24 protein-coding genes are annotated in these 20,730 nt (G+C 62.5%); 10 read left to right on the forward strand and 14 right to left on the reverse strand.

Annotated elements, in window-relative coordinates:
• Positions 1–3: 3 nt before the first annotated feature.
• Positions 4–1,284, forward strand: a complete 1,281-nt coding sequence (gene serS, locus J3P82_RS10000) for a serine--tRNA ligase (protein WP_434562683.1) — start codon at positions 4–6, stop codon at positions 1,282–1,284.
• Complete coding sequence (gene cysG / locus J3P82_RS10005; RefSeq protein WP_434562685.1) at positions 1,285–2,679, forward strand: siroheme synthase CysG; 1,395 nt, start codon at positions 1,285–1,287, stop codon at positions 2,677–2,679.
• Positions 2,680–2,722: 43 nt separating this feature from the next.
• Here the strand turns inward: cysG and J3P82_RS10010 are convergent, their stop codons facing one another.
• The 8 genes from J3P82_RS10010 to J3P82_RS10045 all read right to left on the reverse strand — a co-directional run bounded on the left by J3P82_RS10010 (position 2,723) and on the right by J3P82_RS10045 (position 6,897).
• Positions 2,723–3,718, reverse strand: a complete 996-nt coding sequence (locus J3P82_RS10010) for a glutathione S-transferase family protein (protein ID WP_434562687.1) — start codon at positions 3,716–3,718, stop codon at positions 2,723–2,725.
• Between the two features lie 88 nt (positions 3,719–3,806).
• Positions 3,807–4,808, reverse strand: a complete 1,002-nt coding sequence (locus J3P82_RS10015) for a glycosyl transferase family protein (protein ID WP_434562689.1) — start codon at positions 4,806–4,808, stop codon at positions 3,807–3,809.
• Positions 4,805–5,140, reverse strand: coding sequence for a TusE/DsrC/DsvC family sulfur relay protein (locus tag J3P82_RS10020; RefSeq protein WP_434562691.1), 336 nt, complete (start codon positions 5,138–5,140; stop codon positions 4,805–4,807). The genes J3P82_RS10015 and J3P82_RS10020 overlap by 4 nt, the downstream gene beginning before the upstream one ends.
• Positions 5,137–5,430, reverse strand: a complete 294-nt coding sequence (gene tusB / locus J3P82_RS10025) for a sulfurtransferase complex subunit TusB (protein WP_434562693.1) — start codon at positions 5,428–5,430, stop codon at positions 5,137–5,139. Before tusB ends, J3P82_RS10020 begins: the two co-directional genes overlap by 4 nt.
• Positions 5,430–5,792, reverse strand: a complete 363-nt coding sequence (gene tusC, locus J3P82_RS10030) for a sulfurtransferase complex subunit TusC (protein WP_434562695.1) — start codon at positions 5,790–5,792, stop codon at positions 5,430–5,432. Before tusC ends, tusB begins: the two co-directional genes overlap by 1 nt.
• A complete protein-coding gene (gene tusD, locus J3P82_RS10035; protein ID WP_434562697.1) occupies positions 5,792–6,184 on the reverse strand; it encodes a sulfurtransferase complex subunit TusD in 393 nt (130 codons plus the stop codon). Before tusD ends, tusC begins: the two co-directional genes overlap by 1 nt.
• Positions 6,185–6,298: 114 nt before the next feature.
• On the reverse strand, positions 6,299–6,634 hold the full coding sequence (locus J3P82_RS10040; protein WP_434562699.1) for a DUF6388 family protein: 336 nt from the start codon (positions 6,632–6,634) through the stop codon (positions 6,299–6,301).
• A 2-nt stretch (positions 6,635–6,636) separates the two neighbouring features.
• Entirely contained in the window at positions 6,637–6,897 is a 261-nt protein-coding gene (locus tag J3P82_RS10045) for a hypothetical protein (RefSeq protein ID WP_109755533.1), read from the reverse strand.
• Positions 6,898–7,038: 141 nt separating this feature from the next.
• Here J3P82_RS10045 and J3P82_RS10050 point away from each other — a divergent pair, with 141 nt between their 5' ends.
• Entirely contained in the window at positions 7,039–7,389 is a 351-nt protein-coding gene (locus tag J3P82_RS10050; protein ID WP_434562701.1) for a hypothetical protein, read from the forward strand.
• Here J3P82_RS10050 and J3P82_RS10055 read toward each other — a convergent pair.
• Complete coding sequence (locus J3P82_RS10055; RefSeq protein WP_434562703.1) at positions 7,386–7,814, reverse strand: GNAT family N-acetyltransferase; 429 nt, start codon at positions 7,812–7,814, stop codon at positions 7,386–7,388. The genes J3P82_RS10050 and J3P82_RS10055 overlap by 4 nt on opposite strands.
• 161 nt (positions 7,815–7,975) lie before the next feature.
• On the opposite strand from J3P82_RS10055, the gene ggt reads away from it, so the two are divergent.
• The 4 genes from ggt to J3P82_RS10075 all read left to right on the forward strand — a co-directional run bounded on the left by ggt (position 7,976) and on the right by J3P82_RS10075 (position 12,318).
• Positions 7,976–9,703 (forward strand): gamma-glutamyltransferase, encoded by a 1,728-nt coding sequence (gene ggt, locus J3P82_RS10060; protein ID WP_434562705.1) that lies wholly within the window; start codon positions 7,976–7,978, stop codon positions 9,701–9,703.
• An 18-nt stretch (positions 9,704–9,721) separates the two neighbouring features.
• Positions 9,722–10,255, forward strand: coding sequence for a cysteine hydrolase family protein (locus J3P82_RS10065; RefSeq protein ID WP_434562707.1), 534 nt, complete (start codon positions 9,722–9,724; stop codon positions 10,253–10,255).
• Positions 10,256–10,431: 176 nt separating this feature from the next.
• Positions 10,432–11,652 carry a helix-turn-helix domain-containing protein gene (locus tag J3P82_RS10070; RefSeq protein ID WP_434562709.1) on the forward strand — a complete coding sequence of 407 codons (1,221 nt, stop codon included), beginning with the start codon at positions 10,432–10,434 and terminating at the stop codon, positions 11,650–11,652.
• 33 nt (positions 11,653–11,685) lie between these two features.
• Complete coding sequence (locus J3P82_RS10075; RefSeq protein ID WP_434562711.1) at positions 11,686–12,318, forward strand: Vgb family protein; 633 nt, start codon at positions 11,686–11,688, stop codon at positions 12,316–12,318.
• 83 nt (positions 12,319–12,401) lie between these two features.
• On the opposite strand, the gene J3P82_RS10080 is transcribed toward J3P82_RS10075, so the two are convergent.
• Positions 12,402–13,289, reverse strand: coding sequence for an EamA family transporter (locus tag J3P82_RS10080; RefSeq protein WP_434563770.1), 888 nt, complete (start codon positions 13,287–13,289; stop codon positions 12,402–12,404).
• Positions 13,290–13,664: 375 nt separating this feature from the next.
• Between J3P82_RS10080 and J3P82_RS10085 the strand changes: the two genes are divergently transcribed.
• Both J3P82_RS10085 and J3P82_RS10090 read left to right on the forward strand, forming a co-directional pair.
• A complete protein-coding gene (locus J3P82_RS10085) occupies positions 13,665–14,795 on the forward strand; it encodes a sensor histidine kinase (protein ID WP_434562713.1) in 1,131 nt (376 codons plus the stop codon).
• Positions 14,796–14,890: 95 nt separating this feature from the next.
• Positions 14,891–15,979: an SMP-30/gluconolactonase/LRE family protein gene (locus J3P82_RS10090; RefSeq protein WP_434562715.1), complete on the forward strand. Its 1,089-nt coding sequence runs from the start codon at positions 14,891–14,893 to the stop codon at positions 15,977–15,979.
• 47 nt (positions 15,980–16,026) lie between these two features.
• Here the strand turns inward: J3P82_RS10090 and J3P82_RS10095 are convergent, their stop codons facing one another.
• Positions 16,027–16,467, reverse strand: coding sequence for a hotdog fold domain-containing protein (locus J3P82_RS10095; RefSeq protein ID WP_186609238.1), 441 nt, complete (start codon positions 16,465–16,467; stop codon positions 16,027–16,029).
• 161 nt (positions 16,468–16,628) lie between these two features.
• On the opposite strand from J3P82_RS10095, the gene J3P82_RS10100 reads away from it, so the two are divergent.
• Positions 16,629–17,246 (forward strand): TetR/AcrR family transcriptional regulator, encoded by a 618-nt coding sequence (locus J3P82_RS10100; RefSeq protein ID WP_434562717.1) that lies wholly within the window; start codon positions 16,629–16,631, stop codon positions 17,244–17,246.
• Positions 17,247–17,249: 3 nt separating this feature from the next.
• On the opposite strand, the gene J3P82_RS10105 is transcribed toward J3P82_RS10100, so the two are convergent.
• The 3 genes from J3P82_RS10105 to J3P82_RS10115 all read right to left on the reverse strand — a co-directional run bounded on the left by J3P82_RS10105 (position 17,250) and on the right by J3P82_RS10115 (position 20,639).
• Entirely contained in the window at positions 17,250–17,633 is a 384-nt protein-coding gene (locus tag J3P82_RS10105; protein WP_434562719.1) for a DUF1850 domain-containing protein, read from the reverse strand.
• Entirely contained in the window at positions 17,630–19,657 is a 2,028-nt protein-coding gene (locus tag J3P82_RS10110; RefSeq protein WP_434562721.1) for a TRAP transporter permease, read from the reverse strand. The genes J3P82_RS10105 and J3P82_RS10110 overlap by 4 nt, the downstream gene beginning before the upstream one ends.
• A 79-nt stretch (positions 19,658–19,736) precedes the next feature.
• Positions 19,737–20,639 (reverse strand): TAXI family TRAP transporter solute-binding subunit, encoded by a 903-nt coding sequence (locus J3P82_RS10115; RefSeq protein WP_434563772.1) that lies wholly within the window; start codon positions 20,637–20,639, stop codon positions 19,737–19,739.
• Between the last annotated feature and the right edge of the window lie 91 nt (positions 20,640–20,730).

Genomic DNA, 20,730 nt, shown 5'->3' on the forward strand with positions numbered 1-20,730 from the left:
GACATGCTCGATTCCAAACTGTTACGTAGCAACCTTCAGGACGTAGCGGACCGCCTGGCATCCCGTGGCTTTGCCCTGGATGTCGCGCGCATCGAAGCGCTGGAAGAACAGCGCAAGACCGTCCAGACCCGCACCGAAGCCCTGCAGGCTGAACGTAACGCGCGCTCCAAATCCATCGGCCAGGCCAAGCAGCGCGGCGAAGACATCGCGCCGCTGATGGCCGATGTCGAGCGCATGGCGAACGAGTTGAGTGCCGGCAAGACCGAACTGGACGCGATCCAGACCGAACTGGATTCGATCCTGCTGGGCATCCCGAACCTGCCTCACGAATCGGTGCCGGTCGGCGAAGACGAAGACGGCAACGTCGAAGTGCGCCGTTGGGGCACGCCGAAAACCTTTGATTTCCCGGTACAGGACCACGTGGCCCTGGGCGAGAAATTCGGCTGGCTGGACTTCGAGACCGCGGCAAAGTTGTCGGGCGCGCGTTTCGCCCTGCTGCGCGGGCCGATCGCCCGTCTGCATCGCGCACTCGCGCAGTTCATGATCAACCTGCACGTCACCGAGCACGGCTACGAGGAGGCCTACACGCCGTACCTGGTCCAGGCGCCTGCCTTGCAGGGCACCGGCCAGTTGCCAAAGTTCGAGGAAGACCTGTTCAAGATCAGCCGCGAAGGCGAGGCGGATCTGTACCTGATCCCGACCGCCGAAGTGTCGCTGACCAACATCGTCGCTGGCGAGATCGTCGACGCCAAGCAATTGCCGATCAAGTTTGTCGCCCATACGCCGTGCTTCCGTAGCGAGGCCGGTGCGTCGGGCCGTGATACCCGCGGCATGATCCGCCAGCATCAGTTCGACAAGGTCGAAATGGTCCAGATCGTCGAGCCGTCGAGATCCATGGAAGCCCTGGAAAGCCTGACCGCCAACGCCGAGAAGGTCCTGCAATTGCTCGAGCTGCCGTATCGCACCCTGGCGCTGTGCACCGGCGACATGGGCTTCAGCGCGGTCAAGACCTACGACCTGGAAGTCTGGATCCCGAGCCAGGACAAGTACCGCGAGATTTCCTCGTGCTCCAACTGCGGTGATTTCCAGGCCCGCCGCATGCAGGCACGTTTCCGCAATCCGGAAACCGGCAAGCCGGAGCTGGTCCACACCCTCAACGGCTCCGGCCTGGCGGTGGGCCGTACGCTGGTGGCGGTGTTGGAAAACTACCAGCAGGCCGACGGTTCGATCCGTGTGCCGCAAGTGCTGAAACCGTACATGGGCGGCATCGAGGTCATCGGCTAAATGGACTATTTGCCACTGTTCCACAACCTGCGCGGCAGCCGCGTGCTGGTGGTTGGCGGCGGCGAGATCGCCTTGCGCAAATCTCGCTTGTTGGCCGATGCCGGTGCGTTGCTGCGGGTGGTTGCGCCCGACATCGAGCCGCAATTGCGGGAGTTGGTCAGTGGCAGCGGCGGTGAATGCATCCTGCGCGGTTACGTGGAATCGGACCTGGACGGCTGCGGCCTGGTCATCGCCGCCACCGATGACGAGCCGCTCAACGCCCAGGTCTCGGCCAATGCTCACAAGCGTTGCGTGCCGGTCAACGTGGTGGACGCACCGGCGCTGTGCAGTGTGATCTTCCCGGCGATCGTCGACCGTTCGCCCTTGGTCATCGCGGTGTCCAGCGGTGGTGACGCGCCGGTGTTGGCGAGGCTGATCCGCGCCAAGCTGGAGACCTGGATTCCGTCGACCTATGGGCAACTGGCCGGGCTGGCGGCGCGTTTTCGCACTCAGGTCAAGCAGCTGTTCCCGGACGTGCAGCAGCGCCGGGCCTTCTGGGAAGAAGTGTTCCAAGGTCCTATCGCCGACCGTCAATTAGCGGGGCAGGGCGGCGAAGCCGAGCGCCTGCTGCGGGAAAAGATCGACGGCCAGGCGCCGAACGCGCCGGGCGAAGTCTATCTGGTGGGCGCCGGGCCGGGCGATCCGGACCTGCTGACCTTCCGCGCCTTGCGCCTGATGCAGCAGGCGGACGTGGTGCTTTACGACCGCCTGGTAGCCCCGGCAATCCTGGAACTGTGCCGACGCGACGCCGAACGCATCTACGTCGGCAAGCGCCGTTCCGAACACGCCGTGCCCCAGGACCAGATCAACCAGCAATTGGTTGATCTGGCCCGGCAAGGCAAGCGCGTGGTGCGGTTGAAGGGGGGCGATCCGTTCATCTTCGGCCGCGGCGGCGAAGAAATCGAAGAACTGGCGGCCCATGGCATCCCGTTCCAGGTGGTCCCAGGCATCACCGCGGCCAGTGGATGCGCGGCCTATGCCGGGATCCCGCTGACCCATCGCGACTATGCGCAGTCGGTGCGTTTCATCACTGGCCATCTTAAGGACGGCACCAGCGACTTGCCGTGGGTGGACCTGGTCTCCCCGGCGCAGACCTTGGTGTTCTACATGGGGTTGGTGGGGCTGCCAGTCATTTGCGAGGAGCTGATCAAGCACGGTCGCGCGGCGGACACGCCGGCAGCGCTGATCCAGCAAGGCACGACTTCGAACCAGCGGGTATTCACCGGCACCCTGGCGGATCTGCCACGCCTGGTGGCCGAGCATGAAGTCCATGCGCCGACGCTGGTGATTGTCGGGGAAGTGGTGCAACTGCGCGAGAAACTGGCGTGGTTCGAAGGCGCCCAGGGTCAGGTCTAGAGACCGCGCTGATCGTTCCCCACGCAGAGCGTTGGGAGCGATCTCAAGCTCGCCAAATCCCTTTCCCACTCAACCGTTCCCGATCATGCGCCACCCTGAAGTCCTGCTTCGGCCCCTTAGGCACGATCCCATTCGGGTTGATGGTCTTGTGGCTGCCGTAGTAGTGGCGCTGGATATGTTTGAAATCCACGGTCTCGGCGATCCCAGGCCATTGGTACAACTCCCGCAGCCAGTTCGACAGGTTCGGATAGTCGGCGATGCGCCGCAGGTTGCATTTGAAGTGGCCGAAGTACACCGCGTCGAAACGGATCATCGTTGTGAACAAGCGGATGTCGGCCTCGGTCAGGTACTCCCCAGCCAGGTAGCGGCGGGTGTCCAGCAGGGCTTCCAGACGGTCCAGTTCGGCGAACAGCTGGTCGAAGGCTTCTTCGTAAGCCGCTTGGGTGGTGGCGAAGCCGGCGCGGTAGACGCCGTTGTTCACCGCCGGATAGATGCGCTCGTTCAACGCATCGATATCGCCGCGCAGGCGCTCTGGGTAGAGGTCCAGGTTGTTGCCGGTCAAGCCATCGAAGGCTGTGTTGAACATGCGGATGATTTCCGCTGATTCGTTGTTGACGATGCGTTGCTGCTGTTTGTCCCACAGCGCGGGCACGGTGACGCGACCGGTGTAGTCCGGCGTATCGGCGGTGTAGCGCTGATGCAGATAGTCGAAGTGGTCGAGCTTGTCGCCCGTCGAGCCGTGAGCCTGGTCGAAGGTCCAGCCGTTTTCGAGCATCAAGTAGCTGACCACCGAGACGTCGATCAGATTTTCCAGGCCCTTGAGCTTGCGATAGATCAGCGTGCGGTGCGCCCAAGGGCAAGCCAGGGACACATATAAATGATAACGCCCGGTCTCGGCGGCGAACCCGCTCTCGCCGGAGGGGCCGGCGCTGCCGTCGGCGGTGATCCAATGGCGGCGTTGCGCCTGCTCACGCTGGAAACTGCCGTCCTTGCTCTCGTACCACTGATCTTGCCAGCGGCCTTCAACTAACAAACCCATCTCGACATCCTCGCTCAATATTGCTTTGAGACGAGTCTATTCCGATAGGTTCGAACTAAAAGCGCAAAGGTTGGACGTTGATGATCGGCTAAATCGATCTATTTCGCGCATCCCAATATTGCCGGGCGCGGTCGAAAGCCGCTTCGCGAGTCAGCCCCAGGCCGCGCAATGCCAGGGCCATGGTGGCGATCAGCGCCAGTTGCGGGTAGCTGTCTTCGACGTCGCCGCGCCAGACGGCTTTCAGGTGTTGCGGGTCGAGGTTGTCCGGTTTGACGTGGCGCTGCTCGGACAGCCGTGGCCATTCTTCGTCCCAGCTGGCGCCGCCAGTGGTGCCGTACAAATGGCTGTCGGCGTCCGGGTTGATTTCGATTTCGCCGCCGTCGCCCTTGATCACGATGGCGGTATCACCGAGTAATCCGCTGGCATCGCGATGCACGGCCTGGTAGCCAGGATGGAAAATGCTTTGCAGGCCGCAACGGGCGCCCAACGGGTTGAGGATTCGCGCCAGGGAGTGAATCGGTGAGCGCAGGCCGAGGGTGTTGCGCAGGTCGATCATCCGTTGCATTTGCGATGCCCAGTCCACCAGCGGCATGAACGCCAGGCCGCCGTTGTCCAGCGCCGTGCCCACCTGTTGCCAGTCGCGACACAAGGGGATATCCAGCAAACCAAGCAACTGTTCCGTGTAGAGCCGGCCCGCCGTGTGGGCGCCGCCGCCGTGCATGAAGATTCGCACGCCGTTCTGCCCGAGGCATTTGGCCGCCAGCAGGTACCAGGGCAGGTGGCGCTTCTTGCCGGCATAGGTCGGCCAGTCGAGGTCAACCGCCAAGGTCGGCGCTACCAGGCGTTGGCGCAGGGCTTCGGTGAAGCCGGCCATTTCCTCGGCGCTTTCTTCCTTGTGCCGCAACAGCATCAGGAATGCGCCGAGCTGGGTCTCTTCGACTTGCTCATCAAGCACCATGCCCATGGCTTCACGGGCTTCTTCGCGGGTCAGGTTGCGCGCGCCGCGCTTGCCTTTGCCAAGGATGCGCACAAATTGGGCGAACGGGTGTTCGACCGGGGTTTCTAGGGTCAGCGCTGGAAAGTCGGTCATAAGCAATTCGTCGGTTTGGGCAGGCCCGCCAGCTTGGCGGCGAGTTTGGCGGGAGTGCCTTTGAACAATCGATTCAGGTGCAGACTGTTGCCCTTGTGCACGCCGAGTTTCAGCGCGGTGTACTTGATCAGCGGTCGGGTCGCGGGGGAAAGCTGGAATTCATCATAAAAGGCCCGCAGCAATTGGAGCACTTCCCAGTGCTCGGGGCCCAGCTCGATGCCTTCGGCGGCGGCCAGGGCCGTGGCGACGTCGGCCGACCAGTCGCGCCGGTCGGCAAGGTAGCCGTCTTTGTCCAGCGCGAGGGTGCGCTCGCCCACGGTCAACGCATTCATAGCCAACTGTTGACCTTGTCATGCTGGATCGACAGCTCCACAAAGGCCGGGTAGTCGATGGCTTCGGCCCAGTCTGGAACGGGCAGGGCACGGGCCTGGGCGTCTTGCGCGAGTACGAACAACTTGCGACTGCCGGACTGCAACGTTTCAAACGGCACGGTGCCAGGTTGCAGCGCATACGTCGCGTCGCCGCACAGCAGCAGCGCATCCTGGCTCCCCAGCAGCCGCAAGCAACTGGCGAGGCGGTTGTCGCCGAAGGGCGAATGAGACAACACATGCAAAGTCGACATCAGAGGGTGATCACCTGGTCGTATCGGTCAATGAGCGCGGCGATGTCCGTTGCGCTCAGTACGTTCAAGTCGGCCAGTGCCAGGGCATCGGTGGCGAGACCGCGTTGTGTCGCGCTTTCGGCACAGATAAACAGGTCTTCGACGCCAAACATCGGCAATGCCTGCAAATTGGCACTCAGGTCCTTTTGCTGGACGGCCTTGGCGTCCTGGCCGGCGACGAGCTGGAACACGCCGTCATCGAGAAACAGCAGGCCGATAGGCAAGTCGAATGCGCCGCCGGCCAAGACGATATCCAGCGCTTCCCGGGCGCCAGGGCCGGACCATGGCGCCTGGCGGCTGATCAGTAATAAAGACTTGGCCATCACGCGCCTCCAAAACAGATCAAGCGGTCGGCGTCCTGGATTGCATCGTGCAACTGGCCCAGCCCGGACAAGGCCCAGGGCGCCTCGACGCTGACCGCCGGACGCTGGTAGCGCTGGGCTTCCTCGTTATTGAGCACGCCACGCCGCAACGCCGCCGCGATGCACACGACACCGTCCAGCTGGTTGTCGCTGACAAACGTGTGCCATTGCCGGGGCAGGTCCTGTTCATCCTGGGGGGAGACGATGCTGTTGGCGGCGTTATAGACGCCGTCCTGGTAGAAAAACAGCCGCACGATCTCATGCCCACCGGCCAGCGCGGCCTGTGCAAACAGCAAGGCGCGACGCGAGGAGGGCGCATGGGCGGCGGAAAACAGCGCGATGGCGAACTTCATGACAGACCCGATCTGTAGAACTGCGGCCATGATAAAGCTTTATCGGCGGTGGGGCGATTGCTCGGCGGATCAATGAACCCGAGTGGCGCGGGAGCGAGCTCCCTCACCACGGGCTCAGCCTTGGCTTTTGAGGCCATTCAACTCGCAATACTCCGCCCATTCCATCCCCGCCATCTCCGCCACTTCCCGGTGCACCTCCAGGCGCTGGGCCTGGTATTCCTGCGGCGAGGCGGCGGTAAGCTGCAAGGTCAGCTCCCAGGCAAACAGGCCCAGGCGCTCGGCCTCGGCTTCGAACGCTTCGTGCAATCGCTCAGCGCGGTATTGCGCCGCCGTCTCGCCCTTGACCTGAGCCAGCAGCGGGTTGAGATTGTCCAGCTCGATGCGCAGCTCGGGGCGCTGGTCGAGAAAGATTTCCAGGGCTCGTTCGTGTTGCTGTTCGGTTGCCGCCATGATCACTCCTTCGGGGATGAAGATTGCTTCTTGCTGGCCTTGGCCGCTGCCGCCAGGCATTCGAGGGCGAACTGTTCGGTGTAGGTCATCTGGATCGGCGTGGTTTCGCCCTTGACGGTGCGTTCGCCGTCCAGAATGTAGCGGATTCGCTTGTCGGTGACGCCGATTCGCTTGGCGATCCAAGAGGGTGTCTGGCCGATCTGGCTGATCAGTTTGTCGGCGTATTCGGCGGTGGGTTTGTAGAACTCGGCGTTGGGTGTCATGGAATGTTCCGCGATGGCTGGAGGCAATGGCGCGACAGGTTGCGCGAATCGTGGGGCGCTGTCGCGTGTAAATTTGATTAAAGCCGCCCGGACGCCCGGGTGGCAGTGCTACAGTCCGTTTTTTTTCAATGAGTGAACGCAATGCGAATGCTGATGGTGGCCATGGCCGCAACCCTGCTGGCCGGCTGCGCAGGTTCGGCCATGGAACAGGCCCGGACCCAAACCCCCTACAAGACCCTGGCCTCCGACAAGCCAGAGCAGAATGTCGCCCAATGCGTGAAGTTCGCATGGGAGGACGAAGCGGTGTTCGGGGTCGATGCTGGTGCCTACCTGCAGCCGGGCAAGAAAGGCGGCTCGACGGTCTACACCCGCTCGGCCGAATCATTTGTCGATATACAAGCCAGCGCCACGGGCACGGCATTGAATTACTACGCCAAGCACGAGGATTTCGTCGCCAAGCGCCGGTTGGCCGCGCTGGCGACGTGTCTCTAGTCGACGGTCAGGCGCTTCTGAAAGAAGAAGCGCTGATGTCCCGGCGGGTAGTCATCGATCTGGCCGCACTCTGTAAAGCCGTGCTTGCGGTAAAAATCCGGGGCCTGGAAATCGAAAGTGTCGAGCCAGATACCCACGCAGTTCTTCTCCCTGGCCAGCGTCTCGGCCATCTGCATCAGCTCTGAGCCTGTGCCTTGGCCCCGGGCCTGTTCCGGCACCACCAGCAATTCGATATAGAGCCAACGAAAGAACACCCGGCCATACAGCCCGCCGACGATTTCGTTGTGCTCGTCCCGCACCAACCAGGCGACCAATTCAGGGGCGCTTCCGCCGGTCTGGGCGGTGTTGTAGGCCCGTAGCGGGGCGAGGATGGCCTGGCGTTCCGCGTCGGTGGGGGCGTCCGTGCGTTCGATTCGCAGCGTCATGGGCGATGTCCTTGTTCAATAAAAAGCAGCGCACGAGCCTATCTCAAAGGGTACTTTGCCGTCACCCGGTCGTCGGCGGACAGGCGCATTTGGTAAACCGAGCCATACTGCCTAATGCTTTTGAAGCGATCCCGACCCTTAGAACAAGAAGAGACCGACTCATGAAGTTCGAATCCCTGGCCCGGACCCTCATCGCCACTTCACTCACCCTTAGCTGTTTCCATGTGCACGCCGCGTCCCAAGCCCCGGTTGCCGCCGAGAACGGCATGGTGGTGACGGCCCAGCATCTGGCGACTCACGTCGGCGTCGACGTCCTCAAGAACGGTGGTAACGCCGTGGATGCGGCGGTGGCGGTGGGCTATGCGCTGGCGGTGGTCTATCCCGCGGCGGGTAACCTGGGCGGTGGGGGGTTCATGACCCTGCAAATGGCCGATGGCCGCAAGACCTTCCTCGATTTCCGCGAAAAAGCCCCGCTGGCCGCCACGGCTGACATGTACCTGGACAAGGACGGCAACGTCGTTCCCGAACTCAGCACTCGCGGCCACTTGGCGGTAGGGGTGCCAGGCACCGTGTCCGGCATGGAGCTGGCGTTGAAGAAATACGGCAGCAAACCCCGCGCCGAACTGATCGCCCCGGCGATCAAGTTTGCCGAGGAAGGTTTCGTCCTGGAACAGGGCGATGTCGACCTGTTGGAAACCGCCACCGAGGTGTTCAAGAAGGACATGCGTGATTCCGGCGCGATCTTCCTGCACAACGGCGAGCCGATGCAGGCCGGGCAGAAATTGGTGCAGAAAGACCTCGCCAAAACCCTGCGGGAAATTTCTACCAAGGGCGCCGACGGCTTTTACAAAGGCTGGGTGGCCGACGCCCTGGTGACGTCCAGCCAGGCCAACAAGGGCATCATCACCCAGGCCGACCTCGACAAGTACAAGACCCGCGAGCTGGCGCCGGTGGAGTGCGATTATCGCGGCTACCACATCATTTCCGCTCCACCGCCCAGTTCCGGCGGCGTGGTGCTGTGCCAGATCATGAACATCCTCGATGGCTACCCGATGAAAGACCTGGGGTTCCATTCGGCCCAAGGCATGCACTACCAGATCGAAGCCATGCGTCACGCCTACGTCGACCGCAACAGTTACCTCGGCGATCCGGACTTCGTGCAGAACCCCATCGATCATCTGCTGGACAAGAACTACGCGGCAAAACTGCGGGCCGCGATCGAGCCGCAGAAGGCTGGCGACTCCAACAAGATCAAACCCGGCGTGGCGCCCCACGAGGGCAGCAATACCACGCACTATTCGATCGTAGATCAATGGGGCAACGCCGTTTCCGTCACGTACACCCTCAACGACTGGTTCGGCGCCGGCGTGATGGCGAGCAAGACCGGGGTAATCCTCAACGATGAGATGGACGACTTCACCGCCAAGGTCGGCGTGCCCAACATGTACGGCCTGGTGCAGGGTGAGGCGAACGCCATCGCGCCGGGCAAGGCACCGCTGTCGTCCATGAGCCCGACCATCGTCACCAAGGACGGCAAGACCGTAATGGTCGTCGGTACGCCCGGCGGCAGCCGCATCATCACCGCCACCTTGCTGACCATTCTCAACGTGATCGACTACGGCATGAACCTGCAGGAAGCGGTGGATGCGCCGCGCTTCCATCAACAATGGATGCCGGAAGAAACCAACCTGGAAACCTTCGCCGCCAGCCCCGATACGCTCAAGCTGCTGGAAAGCTGGGGCCACAAGTTTGCCGGCCCGCAGGACCCCAACCACATTGCTGCGATCCTGGTGGGCGCGCCGTCGCTGGGTGGCAAGCCCGTGGGCAAGAATCGCTTCTACGGCGCCAACGACCCGCGCCGCAATACCGGCCTGTCGATGGGCTACTAACCGTTCGCAGAGGGACACATGAATACCGCATTGCTGATCATCGACGTCCAGGAAGGGCTGTGTGCCGGCGAAGAAGAATGCTTCGACAGACCACGCCTGATCCGGACCATCAACGACCTCAGTGCCAGGGCTCGGGCCGTCGGCTTGCCGGTAATCCTGGTCCAGCATGAAGAGCTGGAGGGATCGCTGGCCTACGGTTCCGCTCCCTGGCAGTTGGCTGATGGCCTGGCTACCGGGGCGGACGACCTGCGGGTGCGCAAGACCACAGCGGACGCGTTCTACCAGACCGATCTGCTGGCCCTGTTACAGGCCCGGGGCATTGATCGGGTGGTGATTTGCGGGCTGAAAACCGACCACTGCATCAATGCCACCGTACGTCAGGCTCATACATTGGAATATGAGGTTGTCTTGGCCGCCGACGCTCATTCCACGGTAGCCAACGGCAGCCTGCCGGCCGAGCAGATCATTGCCGATCACAATCAGCAACTGGGACGGCTGAGCAGTGCGGTCTCGCGGATCGATGTGATATCGGCGGCCAGGATCCGCCTGTAGCCGATATCCACTTGGGTCTGGGCCGGCAGGGCAGTTCAGGATGCGGGCAGGCTTGTGTGGCGAGGGAGCTTGCTCCCGCTCGAGCGCGAAGCGGTCGCAAAATTTTCGGGGCGCTGCGCCCCCAGCGGGAGCAAGCTCCCTCGCCACAAAGGCCATTGCCACAAAGACCATCGTTTATGGATTACGAAATCAACGCAGCAGCGCAAGCATTGGCGGCGGGAGACCCGGTGGCCGCGCTCAATCGTGTTGCCTTGCGCAATGATGCCCCGGCTCTCGCGCTGCGTGGCATTGCCATGGCGCAGTTGGGGGATCTGGCCAACGCCAGGGCCCTGATGCGTCGTGCGGCGGCTGCCTTTGGGCCCAAGGAAGCCGTGGCCCGGGCAAGGTGCGTGGTCGCCGAAGGCGAAATTGCCTTGGCGTCCCGTGACTTGACGTGGCCGACGAAGCGCCTCGACGCCGCGCGGGCGGTGCTCCAAGCCCATGGCGACCGGGCGAACGTAGGGCACGCCCATGCCATCGAGATCCGCCGCCTGCTGTTGCTCGGTCGACTCGATGAGGCCGAGCGCAGGCTTGCTGATCTGGATCTGTCCTGCCTGCCTTGCGCATCGCGGGCAGCTTGCGAGCTAGTGGCTGCGGGCATTGCCATGCGCCGGCTAAAAACGCGAATCGCCCGTGCCGCTCTCGAAAGGGCTGGGCAAGCGGCACGGCAAGCGGGCATCGGCGCGCTGAACGCGGAGATTGAAAGCGCCTGGCAAATCCTCCAAACGCCTGCGGCGCGCCTGATTGCCCGAGGCCAGGAGCGCTTGCTTATCCTGGAGGAGGTTCAAGCGATGCTGGACAGCGCGGCGCTGGTGGTGGACGCGTGTCGGTATGGAGTGAATGGCGCGGGTATTCAGGTTTCCCTTTCACGGCGCCCGGTGTTGTTTGCCTTGGCGCGAGAGCTGGCCCAAGCCTGGCCCGGCGACGTGTCGAGGGAAACGCTCATGGCCCAGGCCTTTGGCTTGAAACTGACGGACGAGTCCCATCGCGCGCGGCTGCGGGTTGAAATGGGACGGCTGCGGACGGCGCTTCGCCCGATGGCTGGGGTGCTCGCAACGAAGCGCGGCTTTACCTTGGCGCCGCATCATGCCGACGAGGTCGTGGTGCTGGCGCGCGTCATCGAGCAACCCCACGGCGCAGTGCTGGCACTGCTGGCGGACGGTGAAGCGTGGTCGAGTTCGGCCTTGGCGTTGGTTCTCGACACCAGCCAGCGCAGCGTGCAACGGGCCTTGGAAACCCTGGCCGCCCGCGGCAAGGCGCAATCGATTGGCCGCGCCAGGGCTCGTCGCTGGACCGCGCCGCCGATGCCTGGATTCGCGACGGTATTGTTACTCACTGCGTTGCCAGCCGATCGTTAGGATGCAGTCACACCCACCGACGAGGCGAGCGAGATGAAACAGTCAAAAGCACAAATCCTGCGTGAATACGGTCCTTTTCCGGGCGTCGATTGCGTGCACGGCGTAAGCCATGATGGCGAGCGCGTCTGGTTTGCTTCAGGCGAGAAGCTGCACGCCCTTGATCCTGCCAGTGGCGAGACCGTGCAGTCGCTCGATGTCCCAGCCAATGCAGGCACGGCGTTCGACGGTGAACATCTTTTCCAGATCGCTGGCGACAGCATCCGTAAGATCGACCCGCACACCGGCCAGGTACTGGCGACGATTCCGGCCCCCAACAGCGGTGACGATTCGGGACTGGCGTGGGCCGAAGGGTCGCTCTGGGTCGGCCAGTACAAGGCGCGCAAGATCCTGCAGATCGACCCGGCCGACGGGAAGATCCTGCGCACCATAGAATCCAACCGCTTCGTCACGGGCGTGACTTGGGTCGATGGAGAACTTTGGCACGGCACTTGGGAAAACGACGAGAGCGACCTTCGGCGCATCGATCCGCAGACCGCGCAAGTGCTCGAAAGCGTGACCATGCCGCCGGGGACCGGCGTGTCGGGGCTGGAATCCGATGGGGCCGACCGGTTTTTCTGTGGCGGGGGTGGCAGTGGCAAGGTGAGGGCGGTGCGTCGGCCAGTGTGAAATTGGCAGGTTTTTCGTAGACCGTGTGGCGAGGCAGCTTGCACCCTCGCCACAATGTTTTTCAGACCGCTCAACGGTGCGGGTCAATCGCGAGCAGCCACAGCCACCTTGGCCCGCTCAACCTTGCGCCAGGTAAGCAACACAATGCCCGCCACCACGATCGCGCCGCCGAACACTTGGCCCGGATTGAGCATCTGGTCCAGCACCAGCCAACCGATCAGCAAGGTTGCCAGTGGTTCGATGTTCATCACCGGGGCGTTGCGTGGCATGTCCAGGCGCGGTACGCAAATGAACAGCACGATGAACCCCGTGCCGTAAAGCACCACCAGGGTGGCCAGGGCGAACCAGCCGGTGCTGGTGGCTGGCAGGTCGAGGCCGCCAGGCAGTGCGCCGGTCAGCCCTGCGAGGTTGACGCTGCTGAACACGATGAAAATCGTCAGCAGGCTGCGCACCGAACCGCGGACTTGGGACAACTTGTGGTCGGTGATCCACAACGCGCAAGCGAAGACGCACGCGGCGCAGAATGCCAGGCCAACGCCCAACAGCCACTGTGGGCCGACGTCGGCCTGGGACGACAATCGCGCCGGTACTTCCAGCACGAACACCAGGCCGACCAGGATCATCCCCATCAACGCTGCCGTGCGGGCGGTGGGGCGTGGGCCACCGAGCGCCCAGGTCAGCAGCGCCAGCAAGATCGGAAACAGGTTGCCCACCAACAGGGCCAGCGCCACCGGCACCCGGGCGACGGCCGAGTACAGGCACAGGCTCTGGGCTGCGATCAACAGCCCGAGGACGAATTGCCAGCGCCAGGCACCAGCGGGCAGGCGCAGGCTTTGACGTTGCCACAAGACCATCGCCGCCAATACCAGCAGCGTCCCACCGGAGCGCATCAGGATCGCCAGCAAAACGCCGGCACCGTCATCGAAGGCCGCCCGCGCGGCCACATGGTTGCCGGCGAAGGCACACCCCATGCAGAGCAGAATGAGCACGGCGATATGGCGCGGGAATGGAGCAGGGGCATCGGATGCAGCGATGGAGCGGGTCATGGCAGGTATCTCAAAGGCAGGCCGCCGAAGCAGCAATGCCTCGGAGGGGTCTATTTTTAGTTATAGGTTGTCGTACAACTCTGAAGTGTTTGTACCGGATCAAGCAGACACAGACAAGTCTCGGTTTTCCGAGCTATCGCAGTCTGCGTGGCGAGGGGGCTTGCTTCCGTTCGGCTGCGAAGCAGTCGTCGTCTTTCGATTCCAGACGCGGGCGTACATCCGATAACGATTTGCTGTAAAACAACTAACCGCTGCGTTGTTTCCGGCACCGGTCCTTTTGACCTTCTCGCGGAGCAACCCATGCGCCTGGCTGATTTCATTGTCGACAACATAGAACCGATCCTTCAGGCCTGGGAGGATTTCGCCAGAACTATCACCCCGGCGTCGATTGGCATGGATTCGGTGGCGTTGCGCGACCATGCCGAGCAGATGCTGCGAACCATCGCCGTTGACCTGCGCACCCAGCAGACCCCCGAAGAGCAGATTGCCAAGTCCTTGGGCGACGCTCCGGCGGCAGAGGCCGAAACCGCCGCTGAAACCCACGCGGTCATCCGCCAGTCGTCCGGGTTCACCGTCGAACAGATGGTTTCGGAATACCGTGCGCTGCGCACCAGTGTGCTGATGCTCTGGATGCCCCATGCCCAACTGGATCAAGCGAAGGCGATGTCGGATGTGATCCGCTTCAACGAAGCCGTGGACCAAGCCCTGGCAGAATCGGTCGTCAGCTATTCAGCGGCAGTCGACGCGGCGCGCAATCTGTTTCTGGGGATCCTCGGGCATGATCTGCGCAGCCCATTGGGCGCCATCCTGCTCGGTTCCGAAGTGCTCCTGCGCGCGGGCGACCTGCCGGCCAAGGCGACCAAAATTTCTTCACGCATCTACACCAGCGTCAAACGGGCGAACAAGATCGTCGGCGATCTGCTGGACTTCACGCGCACCCAGCTGGGTTCTGGCATCCCGGTACAGCGCTTCAAGGGTGACCTGGTGGCGGCATGCGAAGGCATGGTGGAAGAGGCGCGCGCCTATCACCCGGAAAGCACCATCAACTTCGAGACCCGCGGTGCGCTCGAAGGGCTGTTCGACCCGTCGCGGATGGAACAGGTGTTTTCCAACCTGATCGGCAACGCGGTCCAGCATGGCGCAGCGGGTGCACCGATCACGGTTTCGTTGAGCTGCGAAGGGGATGAAGCCGTCATCGCGATCAACAACCAGGGCAAGCCTATCGAGAAGGACGCCATCGACAGCATTTTCAATCCGTTGGTCCGGCAGCTGCGCAGCGGCGATATGCAATACGGCCCCACGGCGGGCTTGGGGCTGGGCCTTTACATCGCCTCGGCGATCGTGTCGGCGCACCAGGGTACGATCGAAGTCCATTCGAAGGTGCGCGGGGGCACTACGTTCACCGTTCGGATTCCCCTTCACTCGGAATGAAGAAGCAGTTGAACGCACGATATTTACTTGTACGATGTCCTATCACGAGCTAAAACTAACGTCCCGTCCAATAATAAAATTAACGGAGACGTACGATGGATGCTTCGCAACCTGCAACCGCCGATCAAGGGCGCCGGATTTTCCTGAAAAAATCCCTGGTGGTCTCGGCCGCCGCCGCGACGCTCGGACAGCTGCCCGGGCTCGCCCAGGCCGAGCCGCTGAGCCAGCGTTACCCCGATCCTCTGGTGAACATTCTCGACCCCAGCTTCATGGACCTGCGCCTCTTCAACGCCAGCGTGGAAAAGCTCGCCACCGGGCTGCGCTGGGCGGAAGGGCCGGTGTGGATCGGCGACGGTCGATACCTGCTGGTCAGTGACATCCCCAACAACCGCATCATGCGTTGGGACGAGGTCACCGGTGGGTTGTCGGTGTATCGCGAGAACTCGAACTTCTCCAACGGCATGTGCCGTGATCGCCAGGGCAGGCTGTTGGTCTGCGAAGGCTCGACCACGTCAAGCGAAGGGCGGCGAGTCACCCGCACCGAACACAATGGAACCCTTACCGTGTTGGCCGACAGTTTCGACGGCAAGCCGTTGAACTCGCCCAATGACATCGTCTGCAAACGAGACGGCTCGGTCTGGTTCACCGACCCACCGTTCCAGACCGGCAACAATTACGAAGGGCACAAAGTCACCCCGGCGCAACCCCACGCGGTGTACCGCATCGACGGCGAAACCGGCAAGCTCAGCCGGATGATCGACGACCTGGCGGGGCCGAACGGCCTGTGTTTCTCCCCGGATGAAAAAACCCTCTACGTGGTCGAAGGCCGGGCCAAGCCCAATCGCCTGGTCTGGGCGATCACGGTCAAGGATGACGGCACCCTGGGCGAGCGCCGCAAGCATATCGAAGGGTTGGACTACGCGGCCATCGACGGGATCAAGTGCGACGAGGGCGGCAACCTCTGGTGCGGTTGGGGCGGCAACGGCGACCCCAAGGCTGACCTGGAAAAACTCGACGGCGTGCGGGTGTTCAACCCTGAAGGCAAGGCGATTGGGCACATCTCATTACCGGAGCGCTGCCCCAACGTCTGCTTTGGCGGGCGGGAAGGCAACCGGCTGTTCATGGCCGGCAGCCACTCGCTGTATTCGTTGTTCGTGAACACCCGGGGCGCGACCTTCGCCTGATTTCCTCGGCACGACGATGAGGCGGGGCGTCCTGGACGCCCCCCACTTCACGCCAACTTCACGTTCATGGTGATCTGCGCCGTGAACACCTTCTTGCCGTCGACGTCATGGATGTCCACCGGCACGATCTTGTCGCCTTCCGTTGCCCAGTCCAGGGCGTCGCCATCCGCTACCGCCGTCACGTCGCTCTTGGCCTTGGCCAGGTACTGCACGGTCATGCCTTTAGGAATCCAGCGGGCGCCCGCCGGAATGGACACGTTGGTCATCATGCCGGCGGCCAGCTCGGCGGCATTGCACATGGCGATGGCATGGACGGTGCCCAAGTGGTTGGTGATTTCCTTGCAAAACGGCACCTGCACCGTTGCTGCGCCCGGGCGAAGCGCCGTGACCAGCGGGTTGATGGTGGAAAAGTAGGGCGCCATCTGGCAGGCCATTTTGCTGAATGCATCGGGACCTGCGCTGTTGAACATGCCGAGAACCTGGTTCATGTGAAGCCTCTCTGATAGGGAATTACGGAATGATCTTCCGTTACAGAATAATATTCTGTGACGGAACGGTATTCTGTTGTCGGCGAATCTGTCAAGCTGCGCGCACTTCGTCCCAGGCAGAACGTGTGCCTGATCTTCCAACGAACCGGTTTATGCCAAGCATGCAAACAGCAGATCTACTCGAACGAGCCTTCCCCGGCAGAAGGGCCGAACTCAAGCGAGACATCTTCAGAAAGGCCTTGGCGCTGTTCAATGAGCAGGGCATTGAGGCGACCACCATTGAAATGATCCGCAACGAATGCCAGACCAGCGTCGGTGCCATCTATCATCATTTCGGCAACAAGGAAGGCTTGGTGGCGGCGCTGTTTTTTACCGCGCTGGACGATCAGACGCGCCTGCGCGAGCACTGCCTGGCCGAGGCGACGACCGCCGAGCAGGGCTTGCAAGCGCTGATCTACAGTTATGTCGATTGGGTGGACGCTCAGCCTGAATGGGCGCGTTTCCAGTATCACGCCCGCTTTGCGGTGACCAAAGGGCCGTTCAAGGATGAACTCGCCAGCCGCAACACCACACGCAACCGCCAGCTCTGGCATTGGCTGAGCACCGCGCAGCAGGGCGAGGCGATCAAGCGTTATCCGGCCGAGCTGATGTTCTCGCTGATTATCGGCGCGTCGGAAAGTTATTGCCGGGCCTGGTTGTCCGGGCGCGTGCCCACCAGTCCCAAGGTCCACCGGGAATTGCTGGCACAAGCGGCGTGGCGGTCGATCGTCGGCCCCTGAGGGCTATAGCGTGCAGCTCCAGAGTTCCACCGCCGGTTGGTCGGTGTTTGGCGGTCCCAGCCAATGACTCATCGGCTGGCAATGGCCGGCGTGACACAGTTGGTAATCACCGGCTTGGGGCGTGCGCCCCAGCTTCAACGGTTGCAGCGGCGGCAGTTGGCGGAAGAAATGCCAACTGCCGTTTTCCAGCCGGGCGCCCTCCGGAATATCCATGCCGGCGCCGTTGCCCTTTACCCTGGCCTCGCCCAAGACCAGGCCCGCTTTGGTAACGCGATAATCTTCCTCCCAGCGGACCTTTTCGATGGTGTGATTCCACGCCAGCGTAAAGTCGCTCACTTGCACTTGTGCCCAGACCGCCCCGGACAGGCCCAGGCACAAGCCAATCACGCCAAGGCCCGCCCGACGCGGCGCGCCCGCCAGAGGTGCTGGCCAATCAACAAGGCGCCCAGGACAAAACCGATTTCATCGGTCAGCGGCAGCGCCACCACCAGCAAGGCACCGGCGGCGAAACACATCAGCCGTTCCCAAATAGGCATCTTCTGTTGCAGGTAACCGGTGGACGCCATGCCCCACAGGCCGACGGCGAGCAGCGTCTTGACCAACATGTAGGCGGTCATCCACAGATTGTCGCCTTGCAGCATCAGCGCTGGGTTGTAGACCGTCATGAACGGAATGACGAAGCCGGCGAGGGCGATACGCACCGCCCAGAAGCTGATCTTCAGGCCACTTTCCCTGGCGATGGGGGCGGCGGCGAAACAGGCCAGGGCCACCGGCGGCGTCAGGTCGGCGAGGATGCCGAAATAGAACACGAACATGTGCGACACGATCAGCGGCACGCCGAGCTCCAGCAGGGCGGGCGCGGCGATCGAGCTGGTGATGATGTAGTTGGGAATGGTCGGGATGCCCATGCCCAATACCAGACAGGTGAGCATGGTCAGGATCAGCGAGAGCAGCAGGTTGTCCTTGCCGACGGCCAGGATGTAACCGGCGAAGGTGGACGCCACGCCCGTCAGCGAAACCACCGCGATGATGCTGCCGACCAGGGCACAGGCGATCCCCACCGGAACTGCATGTCGGGCGCCGTCGACCAAGGCATGCAAGCAGATGACCAGGGTTTCCCGTGTGCCTTTCATGAACCAGCAGGTCACGACCAACACCCCGACCACCGCAAATACGACACCGATGCCCAGCCGGAAAAAACCGACGCAAAGAATGCCCAGCGCGACCCAGAATGCACAGCGCAGGGCAAAACTCGACACTTTGAGAATGATCGCCGAGCCGAGAATCACAATAGCCGTCAACGCCAGGCCCACCATCCCGGAAAACAGCGGCGTGCGTCCGGAAAAGAGCAGGTAGACCAGCACCGCGAGCGGGATCAGCAAATACCAGCTTTGCTTGACCGCGCCCCAGGCGCTGGGGCATTGGTCCTTGGGCAGGCCCTTGAGATCGGAGCGCTTGGCTTCCAGGTGCACCATCCAGAACACCGAGCCGAAATACAGGCACGCGGGTATCAGGGCCGCCTTGGCAATTTCCACGAACGGCACGTTGATAGTCTCGGCCATGATGAATGCCACCGCGCCCATCACCGGCGGCATGATCTGGCTGCCCATGCTGGCCGTCGCTTCTACACCGCCGGCGAATGCAGCCTTGTAGCCGAAGCGCTTCATCAACGGGATGGTGAATTGGCCGGTGGTCACGACGTTGGCGATGCCCGAGCCAGTGATGGTGCCCATCAACGCTGACGACACCACGGACACCTTCGCCGGGCCGCCCAGCTTGTGGCCGAACAGGCCCATGGCGAAATCGGTAAACAGCTTGATCATGCCGGCCTTTTCCAGGAAGGCGCCGAACAGGATGAACAGGAAAATATAAGTGGCCGATACGTAGGTCGGCGTGCCGTACAGCCCTTCGGTACCGAACGCCAGTTGGTTGATGATCTGGTCCAGGCCATAGCCGCGATGGGCCAGGTCGCCCGGCAGGTATTCGCCGAACAGGCCATAAGCGAGGAACAACCCGCAGACGATCGGCAGGGCGATGCCCATCACCCGCCGCGCCGCCTCGAACACCAATACGATCAAGATGACGCCGATCACCGTGTCGGCCGTCGTCAGGTCGCCGGAGCGCTGGATCAGGTCGGCCTCGAACACCCATTGATAGAGCGCCGTCGCCACGCCCGCCAGGCTCAACGCCCAGGCCAGCGGCTGCCAGGGCCGTTGCTTGCCATAGGCCGGGTAGCTGAGGAACACCACCCACAACAAAAAGCCCACATGTACCGCCCGCAATACGATGCTGGACACGGGGGAAAATGCCGCCGTGACAATTTGAAACACGGAAAACAGCAACGCCACGTAGAACAGCGTCCTGGGCCAATCCCGCGGGTCCGTGGCGATGCCGTGCTGGTCTTCACTCATAAGGTGCCTGCCTGTTGTCTGTAGCCGGTGCGAAACACGACACGGCAACGGCGGCCAGCGCCGTTGCCGCCCCAGGGGACTACAGCGCGCCCACTTCCTTGTAGTAGCGTTCGGCGCCAGGGTGCAGGGCTATCGGCAGGTTCTTCGCGGCGTTCTTCAGGGAAATGTCCTTCGCCGCCGAATGGGACGTGCCCAGGCGATTGAGGTTGTCAAAGAGCAGCTTGGTCATCTGATAGGCCACTTCGTCCGGCACATCCTCGTGGGTCACCAGGATATTGGTGATAGCGACGGTGGGCACGGCGTCGGTTTGGCCGTCGTAGGTGTTGGCCGGGATTTGTGCGCTCAGGTAGGCCAGATTACCGATTTTTTCCACGACATCGGTGGGAATCGACACATAGCTCAACGCCATGGTCGACGCCAAGTCCCGAATCGCGGCCATGCCCAGGCCGGAAGACTGCAGCGTGGCATCCAACTGGCGGTTCTTGATCAGGTCCACCGATTCGGCGAACGGTAGGTATTGCACCTTCATATCGCTGTAGGTCAGGCCCGCTGCCTTGAAAATTGCCCGGGCATTGAGCTCGGTGCCGGATTTCGCCGCGCCGACCGAGACGGTCTTGCCCTTGAGATCGGCCAGGGTCTTGATGCCCGATTCCTGGCTGGCGACGATTTGTATGTAGTTGGGGTAGGCGCCCGCGATGGCCCGCAGCTTGGTCAAGGGCGCCTTGAAGCCGGCGTCTTCCACGCCATTCTTGGCGTCCGCCACCGAGTCGCCCAAGGCAAACGCCAACTCCCCGCGTCCGGCTTGCAGCAGGTTCAGGTTCTCCACCGAAGCCTTGGTGGCCTGGACCGACGCCTTGGAGTCCTTGATGCCGCTGCTATAGATCTGGGAAAGCCCGACGCCAATCGGGTAATACACGCCGCTGGTGCCTCCGGTCAGGATATTGATGTACACCGGGGCGGCATGAGCGGTGGTAGTGATCATCAAGGCTGCGGTGGCGGCCAGGAGGGTGAAGCGCTTGTTGATTTGCATGGAGACTCTCCGTCTTGTTATGGCTTTTGCAGAGTCTTTCCAC

Origin of the sequence: Pseudomonas sp. Z4-20 (genome assembly GCF_051131955.1) — a bacterium.
In the GTDB taxonomy this organism is placed as follows: Bacteria; Pseudomonadota; Gammaproteobacteria; order Pseudomonadales; family Pseudomonadaceae; genus Aquipseudomonas; species Aquipseudomonas marvdashtae.

What these genes read in the sequence shown, in the direction of transcription:
- serS (WP_434562683.1), top strand. Translation starts at nt 4, where the DNA reads ATGCTCGATTCCAAACTGTTACGTAGCAACCTTCAGGACGTAGCGGAC.
- J3P82_RS10045 (WP_109755533.1), bottom strand. Translation starts at nt 6,897, where the DNA reads ATGACACCCAACGCCGAGTTCTACAAACCCACCGCCGAATACGCCGAC.
- J3P82_RS10085 (WP_434562713.1), top strand. Translation starts at nt 13,665, where the DNA reads ATGCGCCTGGCTGATTTCATTGTCGACAACATAGAACCGATCCTTCAG.
- tusD (WP_434562697.1), bottom strand. Translation starts at nt 6,184, where the DNA reads ATGAAGTTCGCCATCGCGCTGTTTTCCGCCGCCCATGCGCCCTCCTCG.
- J3P82_RS10090 (WP_434562715.1), top strand. Translation starts at nt 14,891, where the DNA reads ATGGATGCTTCGCAACCTGCAACCGCCGATCAAGGGCGCCGGATTTTC.
- J3P82_RS10080 (WP_434563770.1), bottom strand. Translation starts at nt 13,289, where the DNA reads ATGGGGTGTGCCTTCGCCGGCAACCATGTGGCCGCGCGGGCGGCCTTC.
- J3P82_RS10010 (WP_434562687.1), bottom strand. Translation starts at nt 3,718, where the DNA reads ATGGGTTTGTTAGTTGAAGGCCGCTGGCAAGATCAGTGGTACGAGAGC.
- ggt (WP_434562705.1), top strand. Translation starts at nt 7,976, where the DNA reads ATGAAGTTCGAATCCCTGGCCCGGACCCTCATCGCCACTTCACTCACC.
- J3P82_RS10115 (WP_434563772.1), bottom strand. Translation starts at nt 20,639, where the DNA reads ATGATCACTACCACCGCTCATGCCGCCCCGGTGTACATCAATATCCTG.
- J3P82_RS10100 (WP_434562717.1), top strand. Translation starts at nt 16,629, where the DNA reads ATGCAAACAGCAGATCTACTCGAACGAGCCTTCCCCGGCAGAAGGGCC.
- J3P82_RS10050 (WP_434562701.1), top strand. Translation starts at nt 7,039, where the DNA reads ATGCGAATGCTGATGGTGGCCATGGCCGCAACCCTGCTGGCCGGCTGC.
- J3P82_RS10065 (WP_434562707.1), top strand. Translation starts at nt 9,722, where the DNA reads ATGAATACCGCATTGCTGATCATCGACGTCCAGGAAGGGCTGTGTGCC.
- J3P82_RS10020 (WP_434562691.1), bottom strand. Translation starts at nt 5,140, where the DNA reads ATGAATGCGTTGACCGTGGGCGAGCGCACCCTCGCGCTGGACAAAGAC.
- tusB (WP_434562693.1), bottom strand. Translation starts at nt 5,430, where the DNA reads ATGTCGACTTTGCATGTGTTGTCTCATTCGCCCTTCGGCGACAACCGC.
- J3P82_RS10075 (WP_434562711.1), top strand. Translation starts at nt 11,686, where the DNA reads ATGAAACAGTCAAAAGCACAAATCCTGCGTGAATACGGTCCTTTTCCG.
- J3P82_RS10095 (WP_186609238.1), bottom strand. Translation starts at nt 16,467, where the DNA reads ATGAACCAGGTTCTCGGCATGTTCAACAGCGCAGGTCCCGATGCATTC.
- tusC (WP_434562695.1), bottom strand. Translation starts at nt 5,792, where the DNA reads ATGGCCAAGTCTTTATTACTGATCAGCCGCCAGGCGCCATGGTCCGGC.
- J3P82_RS10055 (WP_434562703.1), bottom strand. Translation starts at nt 7,814, where the DNA reads ATGACGCTGCGAATCGAACGCACGGACGCCCCCACCGACGCGGAACGC.
- J3P82_RS10110 (WP_434562721.1), bottom strand. Translation starts at nt 19,657, where the DNA reads ATGAGTGAAGACCAGCACGGCATCGCCACGGACCCGCGGGATTGGCCC.
- cysG (WP_434562685.1), top strand. Translation starts at nt 1,285, where the DNA reads ATGGACTATTTGCCACTGTTCCACAACCTGCGCGGCAGCCGCGTGCTG.
- J3P82_RS10040 (WP_434562699.1), bottom strand. Translation starts at nt 6,634, where the DNA reads ATGGCGGCAACCGAACAGCAACACGAACGAGCCCTGGAAATCTTTCTC.
- J3P82_RS10015 (WP_434562689.1), bottom strand. Translation starts at nt 4,808, where the DNA reads ATGACCGACTTTCCAGCGCTGACCCTAGAAACCCCGGTCGAACACCCG.
- J3P82_RS10070 (WP_434562709.1), top strand. Translation starts at nt 10,432, where the DNA reads ATGGATTACGAAATCAACGCAGCAGCGCAAGCATTGGCGGCGGGAGAC.